17 protein-coding genes are annotated in these 18,288 nt (G+C 57.8%); 16 read left to right on the top strand and 1 reads right to left on the bottom strand.

The genetic code is table 11. The features are described from left to right. Window positions 1-11: 11 nt before the first annotated feature. Window positions 12-587, bottom strand: coding sequence for a cytidylyltransferase domain-containing protein (locus tag IEN85_RS18050; RefSeq protein ID WP_191618513.1), 576 nt, complete (start codon window positions 585-587; stop codon window positions 12-14). Window positions 588-794: 207 nt separating this feature from the next. On the opposite strand from IEN85_RS18050, the gene lhgO reads away from it, so the two are divergent. From lhgO to IEN85_RS17970, 16 genes are all read left to right on the top strand, one after another. Continuing rightward, window positions 795-1,991 carry an L-2-hydroxyglutarate oxidase gene (gene lhgO / locus IEN85_RS18045; protein WP_191618512.1) on the top strand — a complete coding sequence of 399 codons (1,197 nt, stop codon included), beginning with the start codon at window positions 795-797 and terminating at the stop codon, window positions 1,989-1,991. A gap of 98 nt (window positions 1,992-2,089) precedes the next feature. Continuing rightward, on the top strand, window positions 2,090-2,659 hold the full coding sequence (locus IEN85_RS18040; RefSeq protein WP_191618511.1) for an SIS domain-containing protein: 570 nt from the start codon (window positions 2,090-2,092) through the stop codon (window positions 2,657-2,659). Continuing rightward, complete coding sequence (locus IEN85_RS18035; protein ID WP_191618510.1) at window positions 2,656-3,660, top strand: NAD-dependent epimerase/dehydratase family protein; 1,005 nt, start codon at window positions 2,656-2,658, stop codon at window positions 3,658-3,660. Before IEN85_RS18040 ends, IEN85_RS18035 begins: the two co-directional genes overlap by 4 nt. Before the next feature lie 11 nt (window positions 3,661-3,671). Further along, on the top strand, window positions 3,672-5,213 hold the full coding sequence (locus IEN85_RS18030; RefSeq protein ID WP_191618509.1) for a PfkB family carbohydrate kinase: 1,542 nt from the start codon (window positions 3,672-3,674) through the stop codon (window positions 5,211-5,213). A 1-nt stretch (window position 5,214) separates the two neighbouring features. After that, window positions 5,215-5,916 (top strand): class I SAM-dependent methyltransferase, encoded by a 702-nt coding sequence (locus IEN85_RS18025; protein ID WP_191618508.1) that lies wholly within the window; start codon window positions 5,215-5,217, stop codon window positions 5,914-5,916. Then, window positions 5,913-6,860: an NAD-dependent epimerase/dehydratase family protein gene (locus IEN85_RS18020; protein WP_191618507.1), complete on the top strand. Its 948-nt coding sequence runs from the start codon at window positions 5,913-5,915 to the stop codon at window positions 6,858-6,860. The genes IEN85_RS18025 and IEN85_RS18020 overlap by 4 nt, the downstream gene beginning before the upstream one ends. Window positions 6,861-6,869: 9 nt before the next feature. Beyond that, window positions 6,870-7,604 carry an SDR family NAD(P)-dependent oxidoreductase gene (locus IEN85_RS18015; protein ID WP_191618506.1) on the top strand — a complete coding sequence of 245 codons (735 nt, stop codon included), beginning with the start codon at window positions 6,870-6,872 and terminating at the stop codon, window positions 7,602-7,604. Between the two features lie 54 nt (window positions 7,605-7,658). Then, window positions 7,659-8,900: a TylF/MycF/NovP-related O-methyltransferase gene (locus tag IEN85_RS18010; RefSeq protein WP_191618505.1), complete on the top strand. Its 1,242-nt coding sequence runs from the start codon at window positions 7,659-7,661 to the stop codon at window positions 8,898-8,900. Between the two features lie 48 nt (window positions 8,901-8,948). Then, the gene (locus tag IEN85_RS18005; RefSeq protein ID WP_191618504.1) at window positions 8,949-9,620 is read left to right on the top strand and encodes a class I SAM-dependent methyltransferase; all 672 of its coding nucleotides are present in this window, start codon (window positions 8,949-8,951) and stop codon (window positions 9,618-9,620) included. 6 nt (window positions 9,621-9,626) lie between these two features. Further along, on the top strand, window positions 9,627-11,540 hold the full coding sequence (asnB, locus tag IEN85_RS18000) for an asparagine synthase (glutamine-hydrolyzing) (protein WP_191618503.1): 1,914 nt from the start codon (window positions 9,627-9,629) through the stop codon (window positions 11,538-11,540). A gap of 4 nt (window positions 11,541-11,544) precedes the next feature. Beyond that, complete coding sequence (locus tag IEN85_RS17995) at window positions 11,545-13,182, top strand: nucleoside-diphosphate sugar epimerase/dehydratase (protein WP_191618502.1); 1,638 nt, start codon at window positions 11,545-11,547, stop codon at window positions 13,180-13,182. Window positions 13,183-13,204: 22 nt separating this feature from the next. Continuing rightward, complete coding sequence (locus tag IEN85_RS17990; RefSeq protein WP_191618501.1) at window positions 13,205-14,017, top strand: transketolase; 813 nt, start codon at window positions 13,205-13,207, stop codon at window positions 14,015-14,017. Beyond that, a complete protein-coding gene (locus IEN85_RS17985) occupies window positions 14,014-14,955 on the top strand; it encodes a transketolase family protein (protein ID WP_191618500.1) in 942 nt (313 codons plus the stop codon). Before IEN85_RS17990 ends, IEN85_RS17985 begins: the two co-directional genes overlap by 4 nt. A 6-nt stretch (window positions 14,956-14,961) precedes the next feature. Next, window positions 14,962-15,624: a class I SAM-dependent methyltransferase gene (locus IEN85_RS17980; RefSeq protein WP_191618499.1), complete on the top strand. Its 663-nt coding sequence runs from the start codon at window positions 14,962-14,964 to the stop codon at window positions 15,622-15,624. Continuing rightward, complete coding sequence (locus IEN85_RS17975) at window positions 15,621-16,652, top strand: zinc-binding dehydrogenase (protein ID WP_191618498.1); 1,032 nt, start codon at window positions 15,621-15,623, stop codon at window positions 16,650-16,652. Before IEN85_RS17980 ends, IEN85_RS17975 begins: the two co-directional genes overlap by 4 nt. A 3-nt stretch (window positions 16,653-16,655) precedes the next feature. Beyond that, entirely contained in the window at window positions 16,656-18,281 is a 1,626-nt protein-coding gene (locus IEN85_RS17970) for a phosphotransferase (protein WP_191618497.1), read from the top strand. The last annotated feature ends 7 nt before the right edge of the window (window positions 18,282-18,288 follow it).

Here is an 18,288-nt window from a genome sequence, read left to right as displayed (position 1 = left end):
TTGCAGCTCATTTAGAATCCCTCTGGAAGTCCCTCTGGCTCAGCTCCTTGAGCAGCCCGGTAGGTATCGAGCAAGTCCTGCTCGGTGTGCACGTCGAGCGGCCCGGCTCGCTCATCCTCAAAAATGCTCTGCATCGCCGAGGGAATGTTCCTCGGATCCACGTAGTTAGCCAAACGCTCGACCGACTGGGCCCATACGGCAAACGGCTTGGAAAGCGCTTCGCCATCACGCTCCGCCAGCTCGACCGCTCGGTCGATCACCGCAGGATCGCACATCGGAAAGTTTATGTTGAAATTCACATGCACGTCACAGGGATGGTTCTCCACAATATGCTGAAAAACCGGAACCGAAGGGACGTCGTCCCCCGCCAATTCCACCGGACGCCGCAACACCGTCGCTCCGAAATCAAGAGCCACCCGGGCGATCAGCTCGCTCTCGGTAGAGACCACGATCTCGTCGACCCGCTTCGCCTGGCGCAAAATCTCCACGCCCAGCCCCACCAGTGGCCGCCCCGCAAACGGGAGCAGATTCTTGTAGGCCAGCCTCTTGCTGCCCAAACGAGCGATAATGGAACCAACGACGTACATAAACGAAAAGCCACCCTAGGCAGGAATTGCCCGGGTATGCGGAAAAGAGAAGCGATAGAATAGAATTTGCAAAACGACTCCACAACAAAGCAAACGCCGGGCCAACCTTTCAGCAATCATCACAAACTACTACTCATTAAAAAGTTACATAACACGTCCAGCGACTTGCCAAAAGCGCCGGCAAAAGCTTCCTTGGTAAGCAATCCTATGAAACCTCCCTACGACATCGTCATCATCGGAGCCGGCATCGTCGGACTGGCCACCGCCCAAAAGTACCTCTCGCAACACCCCGGCAAACGCCTCCTCGTCCTAGACAAGGAAGACCGCCTCGCTGCCCACCAAACCGGGCGCAACAGCGGAGTCATCCATTCAGGAATCTACTACAAGCCTGGCTCCCTAAAAGCCACCAACTGCCGCGACGGCTACCACCAACTCGTCGCTTTCTGCCAAAAGCACGACATTCCCCACGAGATCTGCGGCAAGCTCATCGTGGCAACCCGCGAGGACGAGCTCCCCCGCTTGGAAGCCCTTCACCAGCGCGCCCAAGCCAACGGCCTGGAAAACGTAACTCGCCTAAGCTCCGAACAAATCGCCGACTACGAGCCCCACGCCACCGGCATCGCAGCCCTCCGCGTTCCCCAAACCGGCATCGTCGACTACCATGCCCTTTGCCGCGCCCTCGCCCAAGAGATCACCGCGGCCGGCGGGACGATCCAGCTGCAGACCCGCCTGCTCGAAATCGTCGAATCCAACGACCAGCTCGTCCTGGAGACCAGCCAGGGAACCATCCCCGCAAAACAGCTTTGCACCTGCGCCGGGCTGCACTCCGACCGGCTGGCCCGACAAACCGACCCCGAGATCTCCCTTCGCATCATCCCATTCCGCGGAGAATACTACGAACTCACGCCCGAGGCCCAACATCTCGTCAAGCACCTCATCTACCCTGTCCCCGACCCCGCATTCCCCTTCCTCGGAGTGCATTTCACCCGCATGACCAGCGGAGGCATCGAAGCCGGACCCAACGCCGTGCTCGCCCTCGCTCGCGAAGGCTACACCTGGAGCGACATCAACCTGCGCGACCTTCTCGACACCTTTGCCTGGCCCGGCTTCTGGACCCTCGCCAAGCGACATTGGCGCATGGGCAGCGACGAAATCGTCCGCTCCCTCTCCAAAAAAGCCTTCGCCCACGCCCTCCAGCGCCTGATTCCCGAAATCCAAGAAAGCGACCTCCACACCGCCCCATCCGGAGTGCGAGCCCAGGCCTGCCACTCCGACGGCTCCCTACTCGACGACTTCCATTTCGAGCAACACCGCCGCATCCTCCACGTCTGCAACGCCCCTTCCCCCGCCGCCACCGCAGCCCTCTCCATCGCAGATTCCATCGTCGAACAAATGCAAAAATAGAGTAAAGAGCTTAAGGTTTGGACTAGGCTTAGAGTTTTTTACAAATCGATGTTGATAAATCGGTCATTTCAACATGCTCACTAGCTAGTCCCCACGGTATGAACAGCCTTTCCTCCTCCTACGCAGCCAAACTCACACAAGTCATCCAAAGCTACGACTGGACCCAAGTAGACGCCCTCGCCGAAACCCTCTTCGAATGCTGGCAAAAACGCCGCATCGTCTTCCTCTGCGGAAACGGCGGGAGCGCCGCCAACGCCAGCCACCTCGCCAACGATTTTCTATACGGAACAAACCCCCAAGGCCGAGCCCTACGCGTGCTCCCTCTCACCGACAACGCCTCCATCATCACCTGTCTCGGAAACGACACCGGTTACGAGAACATCTACTCGCACCAGCTCAAAACCCAAGCCACCCCAGACGACGTCCTCATCGCATTCTCCGGTAGCGGCAACTCGCCCAACGTGGTAAAGGCCCTCGAAACCGCCCAAGGTCTCGGCATGAAAACCTCCGCCATACTCGGTTTCGACGGCGGCAAATGTCTCGAGATGGTTGACCAAGCCATCCACTTCCCCATCGACGACATGCAAATCGCCGAAGACTTGCAGCAAACTGTCGGCCACATGCTCACCCTGAGCCTGCGCGAAAAAATCCAGGCCGCTACCAAATGACCGCGACACGCATCCTCCTTGTCATCGGCTCCAACTCATTCTCCGGAGCAAGCTTCGTCGCCCAAGCCCTCCGCCAAGGCTGGCAGGTCGTCGGCGTCAGCCGCTCTCCCGAACCCCATCACTGCTATCTGCCCTACCGATGGCTCGACTCAGAACAGCAAGCCAAGTTCGAATTTCACCAGCTCAACATCCGACAAAACGCCGCCCAAATCGCCGAGCTCGTTGAAAGCAATAGAATCCCCTTCGTCGTCAACTTCGCCGCCCTCGGCATGGTCGCCGAAAGCTGGCAGTATCCGCTGGATTACTACAATACGAACCTACTCGGAAACGTCGCCCTCCACGAAGCCCTGCGCAAGGTTCCCTGCCTCCAAAAATACGTTCACATCTCTACCCCCGAAGTCTACGGCACAACCGACGGCATGATCGACGAGTCCGCGCCCCTCAACCCATCGACGCCCTACGCAGCCTCCCGAGCCGCCTGCGACATCCACCTCAAGACATTCCTCGCCGAATACGACTTCCCCGTAGTCTGGACCCGAGCCGCCAACGTCTACGGCCCCGGCCAGCAACCCTTCCGCATCATCCCACGGGTAATCCTCTGCCATCGACTCGGCCAAACGCTCGACCTCCATGGAGGAGGCGGTTCCGTGCGTAGCTTCATTCACTTCGACGACGTCGCATCCGCCACCCTTAAAATCACGGAAGAGGCCGAGCCAGGATCCTGCTACCACATCTCATCCAACCGGTTCGTATCCATAAAACAACTCGCTGAGCTCATATCCGACAGACTCGGCAAGCCACTCGGTAATATAGCTCGCGTCACGGCAGAACGCCCGGGAAAAGACCACGCCTACTCTCTGGACAGCACCCGCTGCCGCCAACAATTCAATTGGACAGACCAAGTAGAACTGGAACAAGGCATCGACGAAACCATAGCATGGGTTGACCGCTGGCTCGACTCCCTGAAAACACTTCCCCTGCACTACCAGCACAAGGCATAAAGTATCCATTCATGGAATACGCTTCCAAAATAATTTTATTCGACAAAGCCTCCCAAGTCTTCGAAGCCGAACGGGCAGCAGGCCACAAGCTCGTGCAATGCCACGGCACCTTCGACCTCATCCACCCCGGTCACATCGTTCACTTCGAGGAAGCCAAGGAGCTCGGCGACAAGCTCGTCGTCACCCTCACCGCCGCCGAATTCGTCAACAAAGGTCCCGGACGCCCCTACTTTGACGACGCGCTCCGCAGCAAGTCGCTCGCCGCCCTCGAGTGCGTCGACTACGTCGTGCTCATCCCCTACGCCGCTGCCGTGGAAGCCATCGAGCTCGTCAAGCCGCGCTACTACTGCAAAGGCAAGGAGTACGCGGACCAAAGCAACGACGTCACCGGCAACATCGCCGACGACGTAAAGACCGTCGAGCGATGCGGCGGCGAGATCCGCTACGTAGGTTCGGTCGTTTTCAGCTCGACCAAGCTCATAAACAACAACCTCGAGCACCTCTCCGAGGAGAACAAAGAATTCTGCAAGAAGCTCGCCGAAAGCTACTCGCCCGACAAGTTCCGCGACGCCGTCGAAAACTTCAAGAAGCTCAAGGTACTCGTTCTCGGCGACGTAATCTTCGACAAGTACACCTACGTCCATGTCCAAGGACTGACCACCAAGAACCGCATGCTCTCCGGCCGCTACGAAGAAGAGAGCATTCAGCTCGGAGGTTCACTCGCGGTCTACCGCCACCTCAGCCCCTTCTGCGGGCAAGTCGATATCGCCAGCATAATCGGCACGGAATCCTGGCTCGAGCCACTGCTCCACGAGCACGAAATCGGAAAGCAACCCAACCTGCTGCGAGACCCTAGCTTCACCACCATCGTCAAGCAGCGCTTCGTCGAGCTCAGCAAGCGCAGCCAAGAACTCGGGAAGCTCTTCTCGATCAACTACATCGACTCGCAGTACCAAAACGAGCAAATCGAAGCCCAGCTCATCGACCGGCTCTTCGAATCGATAAAAGGCTACGACCTCGTCGTCGTCACCGACTTCGGACACGGACTCATGACCGACAAGATCCGTTCCTTTATCCAAGCCGAAGCCCCCTTCCTGGCCGTCAACTGCCAAACCAACAGCTACAACCACGGCTACAACCTCATCTCCCAACAGTACCAGCACGCCAACGCCTTCTCCCTCGACGAAGCAGAGCTCATGCTCGACGCAGGCAAGCGCGCCCTCGACCCCGCAGCCGACCTCGAACGCCTCCGCTCGAAACTCGGCTCCCACATGGCCTGGCTCACCCGCGGAGCGAAAACCACAGTCGGACTCGACAGCCGCGGCAATGCCAGCCACTGCGCCCGCCTCGAAGACCAGATCGTCGATACCATCGGCGCCGGCGACGCCTTCTACTCACTCGCAGCGCTCGCCGCCTGCCAAGACCTCCCCATCGAGCTCGGCACTTTCCTCGGACAGCTCGCCGGAGCCCAAGCGGTTCGCATAATAGGCAACACCGAATCCGTATCCAAATCCAAACTACTAAAGGGAGGAATGTCTCTCCTCAACTTCTAACATGGACTCTGCAAACCCCAGCGTAACCAAGGAACCTCAATACCAGGAACTCCTCGAAAGACAGAAACAAAAAGGCCTCGCACGCTTCGGGCTCATGAGCAGCCAAGTCTACTTCGACGATCCCAAACGCGTCGCTTTCGTCCTCGCTCGATACAAATTCGCCAGCAAACTCCTCGAGGGAAAACAAAACGTCCTCGAAGTGGGTTGCGCAGATGCATTCGGAACGCCTTTAGTAGCCAAAGCAGTCGACAATCTCACAGCTCTCGACTTCGACCCCGTCTTTATCGAAGACGCAACCGACCGAACCGATCCAGAGCTCGGAATCGAATTTCTCGTCCACGACATTCTAAAAGCCCCGCTCGCCCACCGGAAGTTCGACGCCGCATATGCAATCGACGTATTCGAGCACATCGAACCCGCAGTCGAAGACACCTTCCTCGACAATATTATCCAAAGTCTGAATACACACGGAGTGCTCATACTCGGCATCCCTTCCCTCGAGTCGCAAGAGTACGCATCCCCCCAAAGCAAAGCCGGACACGTCAACTGCAAGAGCGGCGCCGACTTCAAACGCACATTGCAGCGGAAATTCGAAAACGTGTTCCTCTTCTCCATGAACGACGAGGTCGTCCATACCGGTTTCTCGAAAATGGCCCACTACCTATTCGTAGTCTGCGCCACCCCTAAAGTTACATCGAAATGAAAATACTCGTCACTGGATCCTGCGGCTACGTCGGCACACGACTCGTCCCCTCCCTACTTGAACAAGGCCACCAAGTCGTCGGTGTCGACACCATGTGGTTCGGCAATTTCCTCGAAGACCACCCCCAGCTCACCCTTCTTGAAGCCGATGTTCGCAACATCGACGACATTCCGATGGACGGCGTCGACGCCGTTATCCATCTCGCAAACATCGCCAACGACCCTTGCTCTGACCTAAACTCCAAGCTCAACTGGGAGGTCAACGCCCTCGCCACCAAATTCCTCGTCGAAAAAGCCATCGACTCTGGCGCCAAGCAATTCATCTTCGCTAGCTCCGGGTCCGTCTACGGCGTTAAGGAGGAGCCCGAAGTCACCGAAGACCTCTCCCTCGTTCCCATTTCCGATTACAACAAGACCAAGATGGTCAGCGAACGCGTCCTGCTATCCTACGCCGACGAAATAGCCATCCAGATCATTCGCCCCGCCACTGTATGCGGCTACTCGCCGCGCATGCGCCTCGATCTCTCGGTCAACATCCTCACCATGCTTGCCGTTACCAACGGGAACATCACCGTATTCGGAGGAGACCAAACACGCCCCAATATCCACATTCTGGATATGATTGGCGTGTACCACCACTTCCTCGCCCACCCCGAATTCACCGGCATCTACAACGCCGGCTTCGAGAACCTTTCCATCATGGAAATCGCGGAACGCGCCGCCGCCAAAACCGAAGCCAAGATCACCGTCACCCCCTCCAACGATCCGCGCAGCTACCGCCTCAGCTCCAAGAAACTGCTAGCCACCGGCTTCGTGCAAAAGTACGGCGTCGACACCGCCATCGACGAAGTCATCGAACTTTTCAAGGACGGCACCCTCGAAAACAAAGACGAGTTCCACAACATCAAGGCCATGAAGAAACTCGGGCTCGACAAAGGAGCCTAGCGCCAGCGAATGAGCGAACTGCGAGAAAAAGTCGTCCTAGTATCCGGAGCCACCGGCGGCATCGGTGCCGCAGTATGCCACGAGTTCGCCCGCAAAGACGCCAAGATTATCGCCCTTGGCCGAAACGCCGATAAGCTCGAATCCCTGATCTCCACCTTGCCGGGCCACGGACACCAGAAGCTCGTCTTCGACGCCCAAAAACCGACCTCCCTGCCGGAACCTCAAAAAGACTGGGCCACTCTCCAAGTCGACCTCGCCATCCACGCGCTCGGCGGCACGCTCGGTATTCGAGAAACCGATACAGACTTCGAAAACTGGCAGAAAGTGTTCAACGCGAACTTCCACGCCATTGTGGAACTCGATAAGCTCATCCTGCGCAACATGCTTTCGCGACAGTCCGGACGCATCATACACCTGTGCTCCTCCAGCGCCTTCCACTGCAAAGGCTCCGCGCCCTACGGCGCCGCAAAAGCGGCCCTCGCCCACTACAGCCGAAGCCAAGGCAAACGTCTGGCAAGACAAGGCGTCATTGTATTCGGCTTCAGCCCCGGGGTCGTGGAAAGCCCCAACAATTGGGGCAAAGCTAAAACCGAAAACCCTGCCGCCTACCAAGCCGCCTGCGAAAGTCAGCCCTCCGGCAAACTCCAGACCCCGGAAGAAATAGCGAGCAACCTCAGCCTCCTCAGCCAAGGCGCCGCCGCCCTCTACGCCGGCTGCCTCATCAACGCCGACGGAGCCATTTAAGCTATGAGTCGCCACCGCATCGTAATTTTTGGAGCACGACAAAATGGGACCAGAATGCTTGGCCACTACATTCATTTTTTTGAAGTCATAGCATTTTGCGACAACGACCCCACCATAACGGGATCCACCATCCAGCATATCCTAATCGTCCATCCTGCCCTACTAGCAGAACTTGACTTCGACTACCTCGTAATCGACGAAGCCTACCCTGCGATGATCAATCAGGCAAAAGCAGTCGGCGTGGCGAACGAAAAGATTAAGCTCGTGCAGCGGATACCGTACACCCCTGAAGCCAGCTCCGCCACCAGCGAAAAGTCCCTGCCGCACTTCGTAATTGTCGGAGAGGGTCAGCAGGCCATGGACATGTACCTCCATTATCGCGAATTCGCGAACATCACCGCCTTCTGCTCAGACCAAGCCGAGACCACCCCCTCCTTCCTACTCCAAATCCCAGTTCTCAACGCCAGCGAACTGCCGACCTTCCCCTTCGATCTACTGATCATCGACGCTAAAAACGTCGCCGGAATACAACAAGCGCAAGAGCTCGGGATCCCCGCTGAACGGATCGAACTCTTCTCGAAGCAAAACAAACGCTGGCTGCCAATAATCGAGAAAGAGACACTCGAGAGCATTTGCCACTTGGATCTACCCACCCAAGAAACCATGAAGAACCTCTATCTCGGGGTCGCCTACATATTTTCCCAAGCAGTCGAAGGGGATATCGCAGAGTTCGGCTGCTCGTCGACCGGCAAATCGACTATGGCCATCGCCCAAGCCATCTCACAGCTCAAAGGAATCATGCCGGAAACGAAATCCCCGAGAAAACTTCTGCTTTTCGACAGCTTCCAAGGTCTTCCCAAATCCAACAGCGAGGCGGATACCCAGTCGCCGCTCGTCGAATCCGGAATCTGGGCGCACGGCACCTTGATCGGCATCCCTAGAATCGAGCTCGCCATGAACCTCGAGCGCATCGACAAAAGCCTGGACTACGAAATCTTCAAAGGCTGGTTCTCGGAAACGCTCCAAAACATTCCACCTGGCACGAAGCTAGCCATGGTACATTTAGACTGCGACCTATATGAATCGACCCTCCAAGTGCTAGACTACCTATTCACCCACCAACACCTTTCCGAAGGGTGCACGCTCTACTTCGACGACTGGAACTGCAACCGAGCAAGCGATGAGTTCGGCCAGCGGAAAGCATGGAGCGAAATTGTAGCCAAATTCAATCCCTCCTTCAGCGACATGGGCCACTACAGCTGGGCCGGACACAGAAAGATTCTCCATTCCTTCTAAAGAATTTGGATACCTCGATTACTTCTAAAAAACGACAAACCACCCACTATGAGCGAATCAGAACGAGAAGTCTGGAGAAACACCAAAAACCTAGTCGGCAAGGATGAGATCACCCTCGGTCCCTACTACACCTACAACCTGCGCCACACCCCCAGACGCCTGCTCTTCACGCTTTCCTACTACAAATTCGCCGCGAAGATGATCGGCGAAAACCAGTCCATCGTCGAACTGGGCTGCGGTGAGGCCATGGGCAGCCCCATCCTCAGCGAATTCAGCTCCCGCTACCTAGGCATCGACTTCGACGAAGAGTCCATCGCCTGGGCGAAACGAAACTTCGAGGACGAGAAACGACAGTTCAAGGCCAGCAACTTCGTAGGCACCTGCGAAGGCACCTTCGACGCAGTGGCCTCTCTCGACGTCATCGAACACATCGAGCCGGAACGAGACGCCCTCTACTGGGAAACCGTGGTCGCCCACCTCGCCCCCGGCGGAACCGCCGTTATCGGCACCCCTAGCCTGAACTCCCAGAAGTACGCGAGCGCGGTAAGCAAGGCCGGCCACATCAACGTTTACGACCATACCCGCATGCTGGAAACCGCCAACAAGCACTTCCGCAAAGTCCTCCTTTTCTCCGCCAACGACGAGGTCGTGCACACCGGTTACTACCCGATGGCTCACTACCTCATAGCCGTCTGCATCGGGCCCAAGCAGAATGACTAAATCGATATGTGCGGCATAGCTGGTTGCTGGAACCTGAACTCTAGGCCCCTCCATCGCCCAACGATGGACACCTTCATCGACACGCTCGCGCATCGAGGCCCTGACGGCAGAGGCACCTTCTTCGATGTAAACGACAGCCTGTTCCTCGGCCATCGCCGCCTCTCCATCCTAGACCTATCGGAAGAAGGAGCCCAACCGATGCGCAGCGCCGACAAGCGCTTCGTCGTCACCTTCAACGGCGAGATCTACAACTTCCTGGAAATCCGTCAGGAGCTGGAGGCGAAAGGACACCGCTTCCACTCGGAATCCGACACCGAAGTCCTCCTCACCGCCTACCAGGAATGGGGCCCAGACTGCCAGCTCAAGTTCAACGGCATGTGGGCCTTCGCCATCTGGGACAAGCTTCGCTGCAGCCTCTTCCTCTCCCGCGACCGCTTCGGCGTAAAACCCCTTCACTACTGGTACGACGGCTCCACCTTCGCCTTCGCCTCCGAGCTCAAAGCCTTCCTCGCCCTCCCCCAGTGGCCATTCGACTTCGACGAGGAAAGCATCGGCATCTCCATACTCGGAGACAACTTCCTCGAAGCCACCGAGCAAACCATCCTCAAGGACGTCAAACGCCTCCCCGCTGGCACCTCCCTCTACCTTCGACGCGGCAATCGCCCGCCCGTGCTGCGGCGTTGGTGGCGGACGCTCGAACACCTCGAAGAGGTTCCAACCTCCTACACCGAGCGAATCGAACGCTTCCGCGAACTCTTCAACGACGCCTGCCGATTGCGCATGAGGAGCGACGTCCCGATCGGCACCGCCCTCAGCGGAGGGCTCGACTCGAGCTCCATCCTAGGATCCATCACGCAAGCGAACGTTTCCTCCGGTCAACGTTCCGCCCCCCACTCTTATACCTCCTTCGTCAGCTCGTATCCAAATTCCCAACAGGACGAAACCGCCTTCGCCCAGGAGATGATCCGCAACACCGGCGTAAAAGGCGAATTCATGGCCACCTCCCCCCAGCAAGCCCTCGAGCAGCTGGACGCCATCACCTTCAGCCAAGAGGAAATCTACAGCTTTCGCGGGACCATCTGGTTCCTCTACCAGTTGATGCGCCGGAAGAAGGTCGTCGTCTCCATCGATGGCCACGGGGGAGACGAGCTTCTCGGAGGATACCACCACCACCCGATCTTCCACCTGCTCGACCGGGCAAACCTCGCTCGGCCCGGCCTGCCCAGCGCCAGAGAAATCCAGGAATGCGTCCGCTCCATGTTTCCCGCAGGCGAGATTCCCCCACACTACCAGCCCTCCGAATACATTCCCAAGAACCTTCCGCAGCCTACCAAACGCTTCTGCACCTCCTGGCTTCCCCAAACGAGCTACACATCCCGCTTCCCCTACTACGCAGCCGACGAAAGCCACCTCCAGTCCGCCAACCATCTCCAGAAGCGACTGTACTACGACTTCCACTACGCCACCCTTCCGACCATCCTGCGAAACTTCGACCGCTTCTCCATGGCCCACGGCGTCGAAGTCCGCTCGCCCTTCCTGGACTGGCGACTCGTTCGTTACTCCTTCTCGCTCCCGTCCTCCGACAAGATCGCCAACGGCTATTCCAAGAAGATCCTCCGCGACTCCGTGGTAGAAGCCGTTCCTGATTCGATTCGGCTGCGAAAGTCAAAGGTCGGCTTCCTCGAACCCTTCGAGAAATGGCTCGGCGAAGGCTTCAACGAAAAGCTCCGCGAGATCGTCAACGACCCCGCCTTCCTCCAGTCGCCCTACTGGAAAGGGAAACACGTTCGAGACATCGCGGAAAAAGCGTATCAGGAAAACAATACCAGAAATATGAAGTCCCCGTGGACCATCGCCCACGCCCATCTTCTGACCACCCTCTTCAAGAGCCAGAGACGACAACTCATCGCCGCTCGCTAGAAAAATGACACGCAGCCGCAAACAGGAAAACAACCCGAATTCCGCCTGCCTCTTCTACGATCTGGAAGTCGCTCCGGAATCGTACAATTTCCCCCTCTTCCTGCTCCTCGCCAAAGACTGGATGGCCAAACGCGGCATCAGCCAAAGCCATCTGATTATCGTTCCGGGGCTTAAGGACGGCTATCGGACCACCGGAAACCCTCACGCCATCGACCACTCCAACTGGAGGCTAAGGCAGCTCCTCGCCCCATCGGCCCTCGCCTTTCTACCCGAGGCATCGTTCACCATCTGCCACACGCGAGAAGAGGCAAAAAATGCCTGGACTGCAGCCCAACAAAAGGCCGCAGAGGTATTTCCCAACGACTACAGCCCCGATGCCCCCACCGCCGTTTTCAGCATAAAGGAATTCTGCGATGCGGAACGAAGAGGAGAGAAAACGGCTCGGTTCAGTCCCAGTCCCCAATCCATCGAATATCTGAGGTCATGGCGATCCGATGTCGTCGGAGACAGACGCCTCATCGTAATCACCTTTCGCCAGGCGAACTACCAATCGTCTCGCAATAGCGACATAGATTCATGGATACGCTTCGCGAAGTCGCTCGATCCAGCTAGATACTATCCCATCCTAGTGCCGGACACCGAACTCGCCCTCCAGCAAAGAGGCGACATTCAAGGCGTCCCCACCTTCACGGAAGCCTGCTTCAATCTGGAGCTCCGCTTTGCCCTCTACCAGCTAGCGTGGCTATCCATGGCGGTAAACACCGGCCCCGCCTGCCTCAACGCGCAGACCGACAACATCTCTTACCTCCACTTCAAAATGGTTACCCGCAGCATAAACTGCTCGGACCTGGCCTATTTCGAAAAGGAACGCTTCTACCCCGGAAGCCAATGGCCCTGCGCCAACGACACCCAAATCCTGATCTGGGAAGACGACCACTACGACATGATAACGAAAGCATTCGAGGTCATGGTCGACCGAAAGGAAGGCACCGGCCTCTGGAACGATCAACGGTTCGAGAAGAGCATCCGGGACGAACTCTCCGCAGAGCGTTTCGAAACAGCTAGCCAATGGTCCGCCTGCTTCGTTGCCTTCGCCCCACGTTCCCTCGAAGCATGGCTGCTCCGAGCCGAATCCATGCTGTCACTCGAGCGCTACCACGAAGCCCTCCTTACCCTCATCTCCGCACAGGAACGCTTTCCCCATGCCGCAAAACAATGGGGGTCGCGAAAAATCCACCCCGCCGCGGCCGGCATCGGGAATGCCTACGCCGTACTCATGAAAGACGGCAGCGCCTGGCGTCTCCGACGCTCCTTCACCGCACTATCCGAACAACGCCTCGGCCAAACCGCCACCAACAAGACCTGCCTCATTTTCGGAGCCGGCCAAGGCGGCAAGCTGGCTAAGAATCGACTTCCCCATTGGCTACGCCCCATCGGATTCATCGACAACGACCCCGCCAAGCAAAACCAAACCGTCGACAATCTCCCGATATACAATATCCACCAAACCCAAGCCCTAAGCTACGACTACATCCTTATCGCAAGCATGGCCGCCATAGAGATATTCGAGCAACTATGCCTGGAAGACATACCGGTAGAGAACGTTTTCTTCCTCGAGCCGGAAATGATCCTGCCCCGATAGCCCGACCGTCCACTCGCTTCCCATGAAAGACCTAAGCACCTACGCCGCCAGCATCAGAAGCAAAGTCATACAACTTTCCCACCAAGCCCGGACCCCTCACCTCGGATCCTCCCTCTCCTGCGCCGACCTCATCGTCGCCCTCTACAAGAGCCACCTGAGAATCGACCCGCAAAACGCGCAAGACCCCACCCGCGATCGCTTCTTCCTCAGCAAAGGACACGCCGTCACCACCCTCTACGCCGTGCTCGCCAAACAAGGATTCTTCCCCGAATCCGAACTCGACCAAACCTACGCCGAACCCGGATCCCGGCTCCCCGAACACCCCAGCCGCAACTGCGTGCCGGGAATCGAAGCCTCCACCGGCTCCCTAGGCCATGGCCTGGGCTTGGCAACTGGGGTCGCCCTAGCAAACCGTATCCAAAACATTGACGCGAAAACCTTCGCCTTGCTCAGTGACGGAGAATGCAACGAAGGCAGCATCTGGGAAGCGGCCATGACCGCCGCGGCCCTCCAGCTGCCCAAGCTCTGCGCCATCGTTGACGTCAACAAATGGCAGGCCACCGGCCGCAGCGCCGAAGTCCTCGCCCTGGAGCCCTTGCACGAAAAATTCGCCTCCTTCGGCTGGGAAACCCATCGCATCGACGGACACGACTTCGCTGCCATCGACAAAGCGTTGAGCTCCTTCCCCCACCCAAGCGGCAAACCGACCGCCATCATAGCCGACACCATCAAAGGGAAAGGCGTCTCCTTCATGGAAGACGACAACAATTGGCACTACCGCATCCCCAACGCCGACGAAGTAATCGCCGCAAACAAGGAGCTCGGACTCGCATGAGAAACGCTTTCGCCCAAGAAATCGAGAAACTCGCCCAGGACGATCCTCGAATCATCCTCCTGAGCGGCGATATCGGCAACCGCCTATTCGACTCGTTCAAGGAACGCTTCCCCGAACGCTTCATCAACTGCGGCGTCGCGGAAGCCAACATGGTCGGTATGGCCGCCGGACTCGCCATGGCCGGCATGCGCCCCGTCATCTACACCATCGCGTCCTTCCTCATCTACCGCCCCTACGAGCAGCTACGCCTCGACGTGGGCTACCACGGGCTCCCAGTCTGCATCGTCGGCGTGGGCGGAGGCCTTTCCTACGCCTCCAACGGAGCCACCCACCACGCCCTCGAAGACATCGCCGTTATGCGCGCCATCCCGGGCATGCAGGTCCTCAACGCGGGCGACGCCTGGGAAGTGCGAGCCGGACTCGCCGATGCCCTCAGGTCCGAAAAACCGTGCTACTTGCGTATCGGAAAAAAACGCGAGCCGCTCGTCCATACCGAAGCCATCTCCCAACCCCTGCTCGGACGATGCATCTCTCTCGGCGATGGCAAACAAGCTGCCCTCCTAGCTAGCGGAAACCTGCTCCCGCATGCCGCCGAAGCTCGACAGCTGCTCTCGGCCCGCGGGACCTCGATCTCCCTCTTCAGCTCCCCTTCCGTCCACCCCCTCGACACCGAGCTCCTCGAGACGCTCTTCGAATCGGGCCAACCCATCTTTATCCTGGAAGAGCACAACCGCAACGGCGGCCTCGGAACCGCAACCTTGGAATGGGCAAACGATCAAGGACTGGACACCCGACAACTCATCCGTATCGGAACGCCAAATACCTTCATCCACCGAACCACTACCCAACAAGATTCGCGAGAAACCTGCGGCCTCACCGCCCAGGACATCGCTGACAAAATCCATTCTCGCCTGCGCCAAGAAGCAAACCCAACCTGAGCCACCATGGCAGAACTCGACTTCATCAGCCTCGTTCACAAGCAGACAAGCCGCGACTACGTCGCTCGCGTAACCGAATACCCCAAAGCTAAAGCCGCAGAAAAGGCCAAGCTCTGGGACTACGATTACTGGGACGGCAACCGCCTCACCGGCTACGGCGGGATGAAATACGACGGCCGCTGGCTCAAGGTCGCCCGGGCCATGGCAGCGCACTACGGACTCAAGGCCGGCGACCGAATCCTCGACGTTGGCTGCGGCAAAGGCTACCTCCTCTACGACTTCACCCTAGCAGTGCCGGGCGTCGAAGTCGTAGGCCTAGACATCTCCAGCTACGCCATCTCGGACTCCAAGGAGGAAATCAGAAACGCCATCGTCGAAGGCCACGCCCGCAAGCTTCCCTTCGAAGACAATTCCTTCGACCTAGTCGTATCGATAAACACACTACACAACCTGCCCTGCTACGACCTAGATCTTGCCCTGCGCGAAATCGAACGCGTCGGGAAGGACAAGAAATTCATCTGCGTCGAGTCCTACCGAAACGAATCGGAAAAGGCCAACCTGCTCTACTGGCAGCTCACCTGCGAAGCCTTCAACACCCCAGAGGAATGGGATTGGTGGTTCAAGCAAACCGGCTACACGGGCGATCACGGATACATCTATTTCGAATGAAAACGCTCGCCGCCATCCTCGTAAATCAACGATCCGAGCTTGAACTGGACGAAGTCGAAATCCCCTCCCTCGGCTACGGACAAGTCCTCGTGGAATTCAAGACTTCCCGTATCTGCGGCTCCCAGATCGGAGAGATCGACGGCGTCAAAGGTCCCGACCGCTGGCTCCCCCACCTGCTGGGCCACGAGGGAGGTGGCATCGTTCGGGAAGTCGGCCCCGAAGTCAGCGTAGTAAAACCCGGAGACCGCGTTGTCGCCCACTGGCGGCCTGGCGCCGGTATTCAAGCCCGCCCCCCAAAATACAAACGCGGCTCCCAGATCGTGAACGCAGGCGCCATCACCACCTTCAACCACTTTTCCATCCTGTCGGAAAATCGCGTCACGCCCATTCCTAACGATTTCGACTTGGAAACCGCAGCATTGCTGGCCGATACCATCACAACGGGCTTCGGCATCATAAACCGCGACGCCCAAGCCCGCATCGGCCAATCCCTCCTCATCTTCGGAGCAGGAGGAATTGGATTAGGAGCGATACTGGGTGCATCCCTAGCCGGGCTACACCCAATCGTAGCCGTCGACATTCATCCCCATAAACTGGATACCGCGAAAAAGCACGGAGCCACACACGCCCTGCTTGGGAGCGACGAGGACCTGGAAGAAAAACTCTTATCCATCCTCGGCAAGCAAGGCGCCGACGTTGTCTTGGATGGCACCGGCGTCCCCTCGATCATCGAAACCTGCTATCGGCTCACCCATCCGAAAGGGAAAACCGTCTTGTACGGAGTCATGCCTTCCAGCAAATCCGTTTCCCTCCACACTCTGCCGCTCCACCTGGGCAAAACCTTAACCGGCTCCGAAGGTGGCGGCAGCCTCCCAGCGGAAGACATCCCTCGCTTGGTAAGAATGATCGAGGACGGTAGATTCGACCCTCGCTCCTTCATCTCCCATCGCGGAAAACTCGAGGACGTAAACACTCTGATTGCCAAAATGCGCTCAGGTGAAGTGATACACGCTATCATGAACTACTAAGCGATGCGCATCGGCATAGACTTCGACAACACCATCGTCTGCTACGACTCCCTTTTCGTGGAGATCGCTGGCCGTCTTGGTATCGAGCTCGACCCTAGCTCCACCCCAAAAAAATCGCTCCAAAACAAAATAAGATCCGCAAACGATGGAGAATGGGAATGGAGCAAGATCCAAGGCGAAGTCTACGGCCCCCTGCTGGCCCACGCACACCCCTACCCCAACTTGATTCCCACCCTTCAGGCATTGAAAGAGGCTGGGCACCGCCTTTGCATCATTAGCCACAAGACTCGATTCCCAAACGCCGGACCGCCCTACCCCTTCCACGAGTACGCCTTGGAATGGATAGAGAGGGAACTCGGCTCCCTCATCCCCCTGAACTCCGTTCACCTGAACGAAACGCGTGATCATAAACTGCACAAGATTCGGGAAGAACGTTGCGACATTTTCATAGACGACCTCGAAGATATCCTCGCAGACTCCCAGTTCCCCGCCGAAAGCACCGGCATCCTCTTCTGCCCCGGCTCCCCTCTCGCCTCTCAATCGAAAAAGCTTAGCAATTGGCAAGACCTCCCCCGCTTGCTCGAGTCGATCCCGAGTCCGGAGAATAGCCCAAATCCCTCGCCACGTCCTAACTCAGCAAGCCACCTAGAGAGAATCTCCAGCTGCATAAACCTCGCGGAATCGGAGCCCCTCCTGCCGCTCGCAGGCGGCGTCAACAGCCAGGTCTTCCGCACCAGCGTTCCCCCCTTTCGCGTCGCCAAACTCTATCCCACGGGCGATTCCAACCAACGCTACGTGCGAGAAACATCCTTTCTCCAGTACGCCCAAATCGTCGCGCCGGACAGCTGCCCACAACTGCTCTCCAGCAACGCCGACGCCCAGTGCTCCATCCTGCAATACATCCCTGGTGAACTCGCTAGCCTTACCAACAGGTCAAACGAGTCGGACGCCCTGCAATGCCTCTCCTTCCTAACCCAACTTCAATCAGGCAGGGATTCGGAACGCGCACGCGCCCTTCCACCCGCAGCCGAAGCCTGCGACAGCCTTCAGGAACACCTCGCCTCCCTCTCGCCTCGACGCAACGCATGGCTGTCTCAAGCCCTTCAAACCAAATCGCCCACCCCTTGGTCCCAGTGGATCTGCGGTCCGCTCGAAGACGCCTTCCAGTCCCTCGCAAAAACCGCCATCTCCCATCCCCGCTTCAAGGCGCGAAGCAGCCGAGACGCTTTTATCATTTCCCCGTCCGACTTCGGCCTGCACAATGCCATCCGATTGGAAAACGGGACTTTGAAATTCATCGACTTCGAGTATGCGGGTTGGGACGACCCGGCCAAGACCCTCAGCGACTTCTTTCTGCAACCCAGAAACAACTTCCCTGAACAAACAAAGGCAGCCTGGAGAGAAGCTTTTCTCCAAATGCTCGGCCCAAGCCAACGGACAGACGTCCTGCAACGCCTGCCCGTCGTCGAAGCCTGCTGCAAAATGAGGTGGATCTACATCATCCTGAAAAGTAGACTCGACCCAACGACACTCCTTCCCAAAAACGACGACGCCCAAGACGCTTCGCTCGAAAAGGAAATAGCAACCAGACTGGACGACTTGATCCAGTCGCTCGGCCCCCTAAACTAATTTCCCC

Source organism: Pelagicoccus enzymogenes, from assembly GCF_014803405.1.
GTDB lineage: Bacteria > Verrucomicrobiota > Verrucomicrobiia > Opitutales > Opitutaceae > Pelagicoccus > Pelagicoccus enzymogenes.
This window is presented reverse-complemented; position numbering and strand designations above follow the sequence as displayed.

Bases quoted from the DNA above. Each gene is read 5' to 3' on its own strand.
- IEN85_RS18015 (WP_191618506.1), top strand. From the start codon at position 6,870: ATGAGCGAACTGCGAGAAAAAGTCGTCCTAGTATCCGGAGCCACCGGC.
- IEN85_RS18025 (WP_191618508.1), top strand. From the start codon at position 5,215: ATGGACTCTGCAAACCCCAGCGTAACCAAGGAACCTCAATACCAGGAA.
- asnB (WP_191618503.1), top strand. From the start codon at position 9,627: ATGTGCGGCATAGCTGGTTGCTGGAACCTGAACTCTAGGCCCCTCCAT.
- lhgO (WP_191618512.1), top strand. From the start codon at position 795: ATGAAACCTCCCTACGACATCGTCATCATCGGAGCCGGCATCGTCGGA.
- IEN85_RS17975 (WP_191618498.1), top strand. From the start codon at position 15,621: ATGAAAACGCTCGCCGCCATCCTCGTAAATCAACGATCCGAGCTTGAA.
- IEN85_RS18020 (WP_191618507.1), top strand. From the start codon at position 5,913: ATGAAAATACTCGTCACTGGATCCTGCGGCTACGTCGGCACACGACTC.
- IEN85_RS18050 (WP_191618513.1), bottom strand. From the start codon at position 587: ATGTACGTCGTTGGTTCCATTATCGCTCGTTTGGGCAGCAAGAGGCTG.
- IEN85_RS18005 (WP_191618504.1), top strand. From the start codon at position 8,949: ATGAGCGAATCAGAACGAGAAGTCTGGAGAAACACCAAAAACCTAGTC.
- IEN85_RS17980 (WP_191618499.1), top strand. From the start codon at position 14,962: ATGGCAGAACTCGACTTCATCAGCCTCGTTCACAAGCAGACAAGCCGC.
- IEN85_RS17995 (WP_191618502.1), top strand. From the start codon at position 11,545: ATGACACGCAGCCGCAAACAGGAAAACAACCCGAATTCCGCCTGCCTC.
- IEN85_RS17990 (WP_191618501.1), top strand. From the start codon at position 13,205: ATGAAAGACCTAAGCACCTACGCCGCCAGCATCAGAAGCAAAGTCATA.
- IEN85_RS17970 (WP_191618497.1), top strand. From the start codon at position 16,656: ATGCGCATCGGCATAGACTTCGACAACACCATCGTCTGCTACGACTCC.
- IEN85_RS17985 (WP_191618500.1), top strand. From the start codon at position 14,014: ATGAGAAACGCTTTCGCCCAAGAAATCGAGAAACTCGCCCAGGACGAT.
- IEN85_RS18035 (WP_191618510.1), top strand. From the start codon at position 2,656: ATGACCGCGACACGCATCCTCCTTGTCATCGGCTCCAACTCATTCTCC.
- IEN85_RS18010 (WP_191618505.1), top strand. From the start codon at position 7,659: ATGCTTGGCCACTACATTCATTTTTTTGAAGTCATAGCATTTTGCGAC.
- IEN85_RS18030 (WP_191618509.1), top strand. From the start codon at position 3,672: ATGGAATACGCTTCCAAAATAATTTTATTCGACAAAGCCTCCCAAGTC.
- IEN85_RS18040 (WP_191618511.1), top strand. From the start codon at position 2,090: ATGAACAGCCTTTCCTCCTCCTACGCAGCCAAACTCACACAAGTCATC.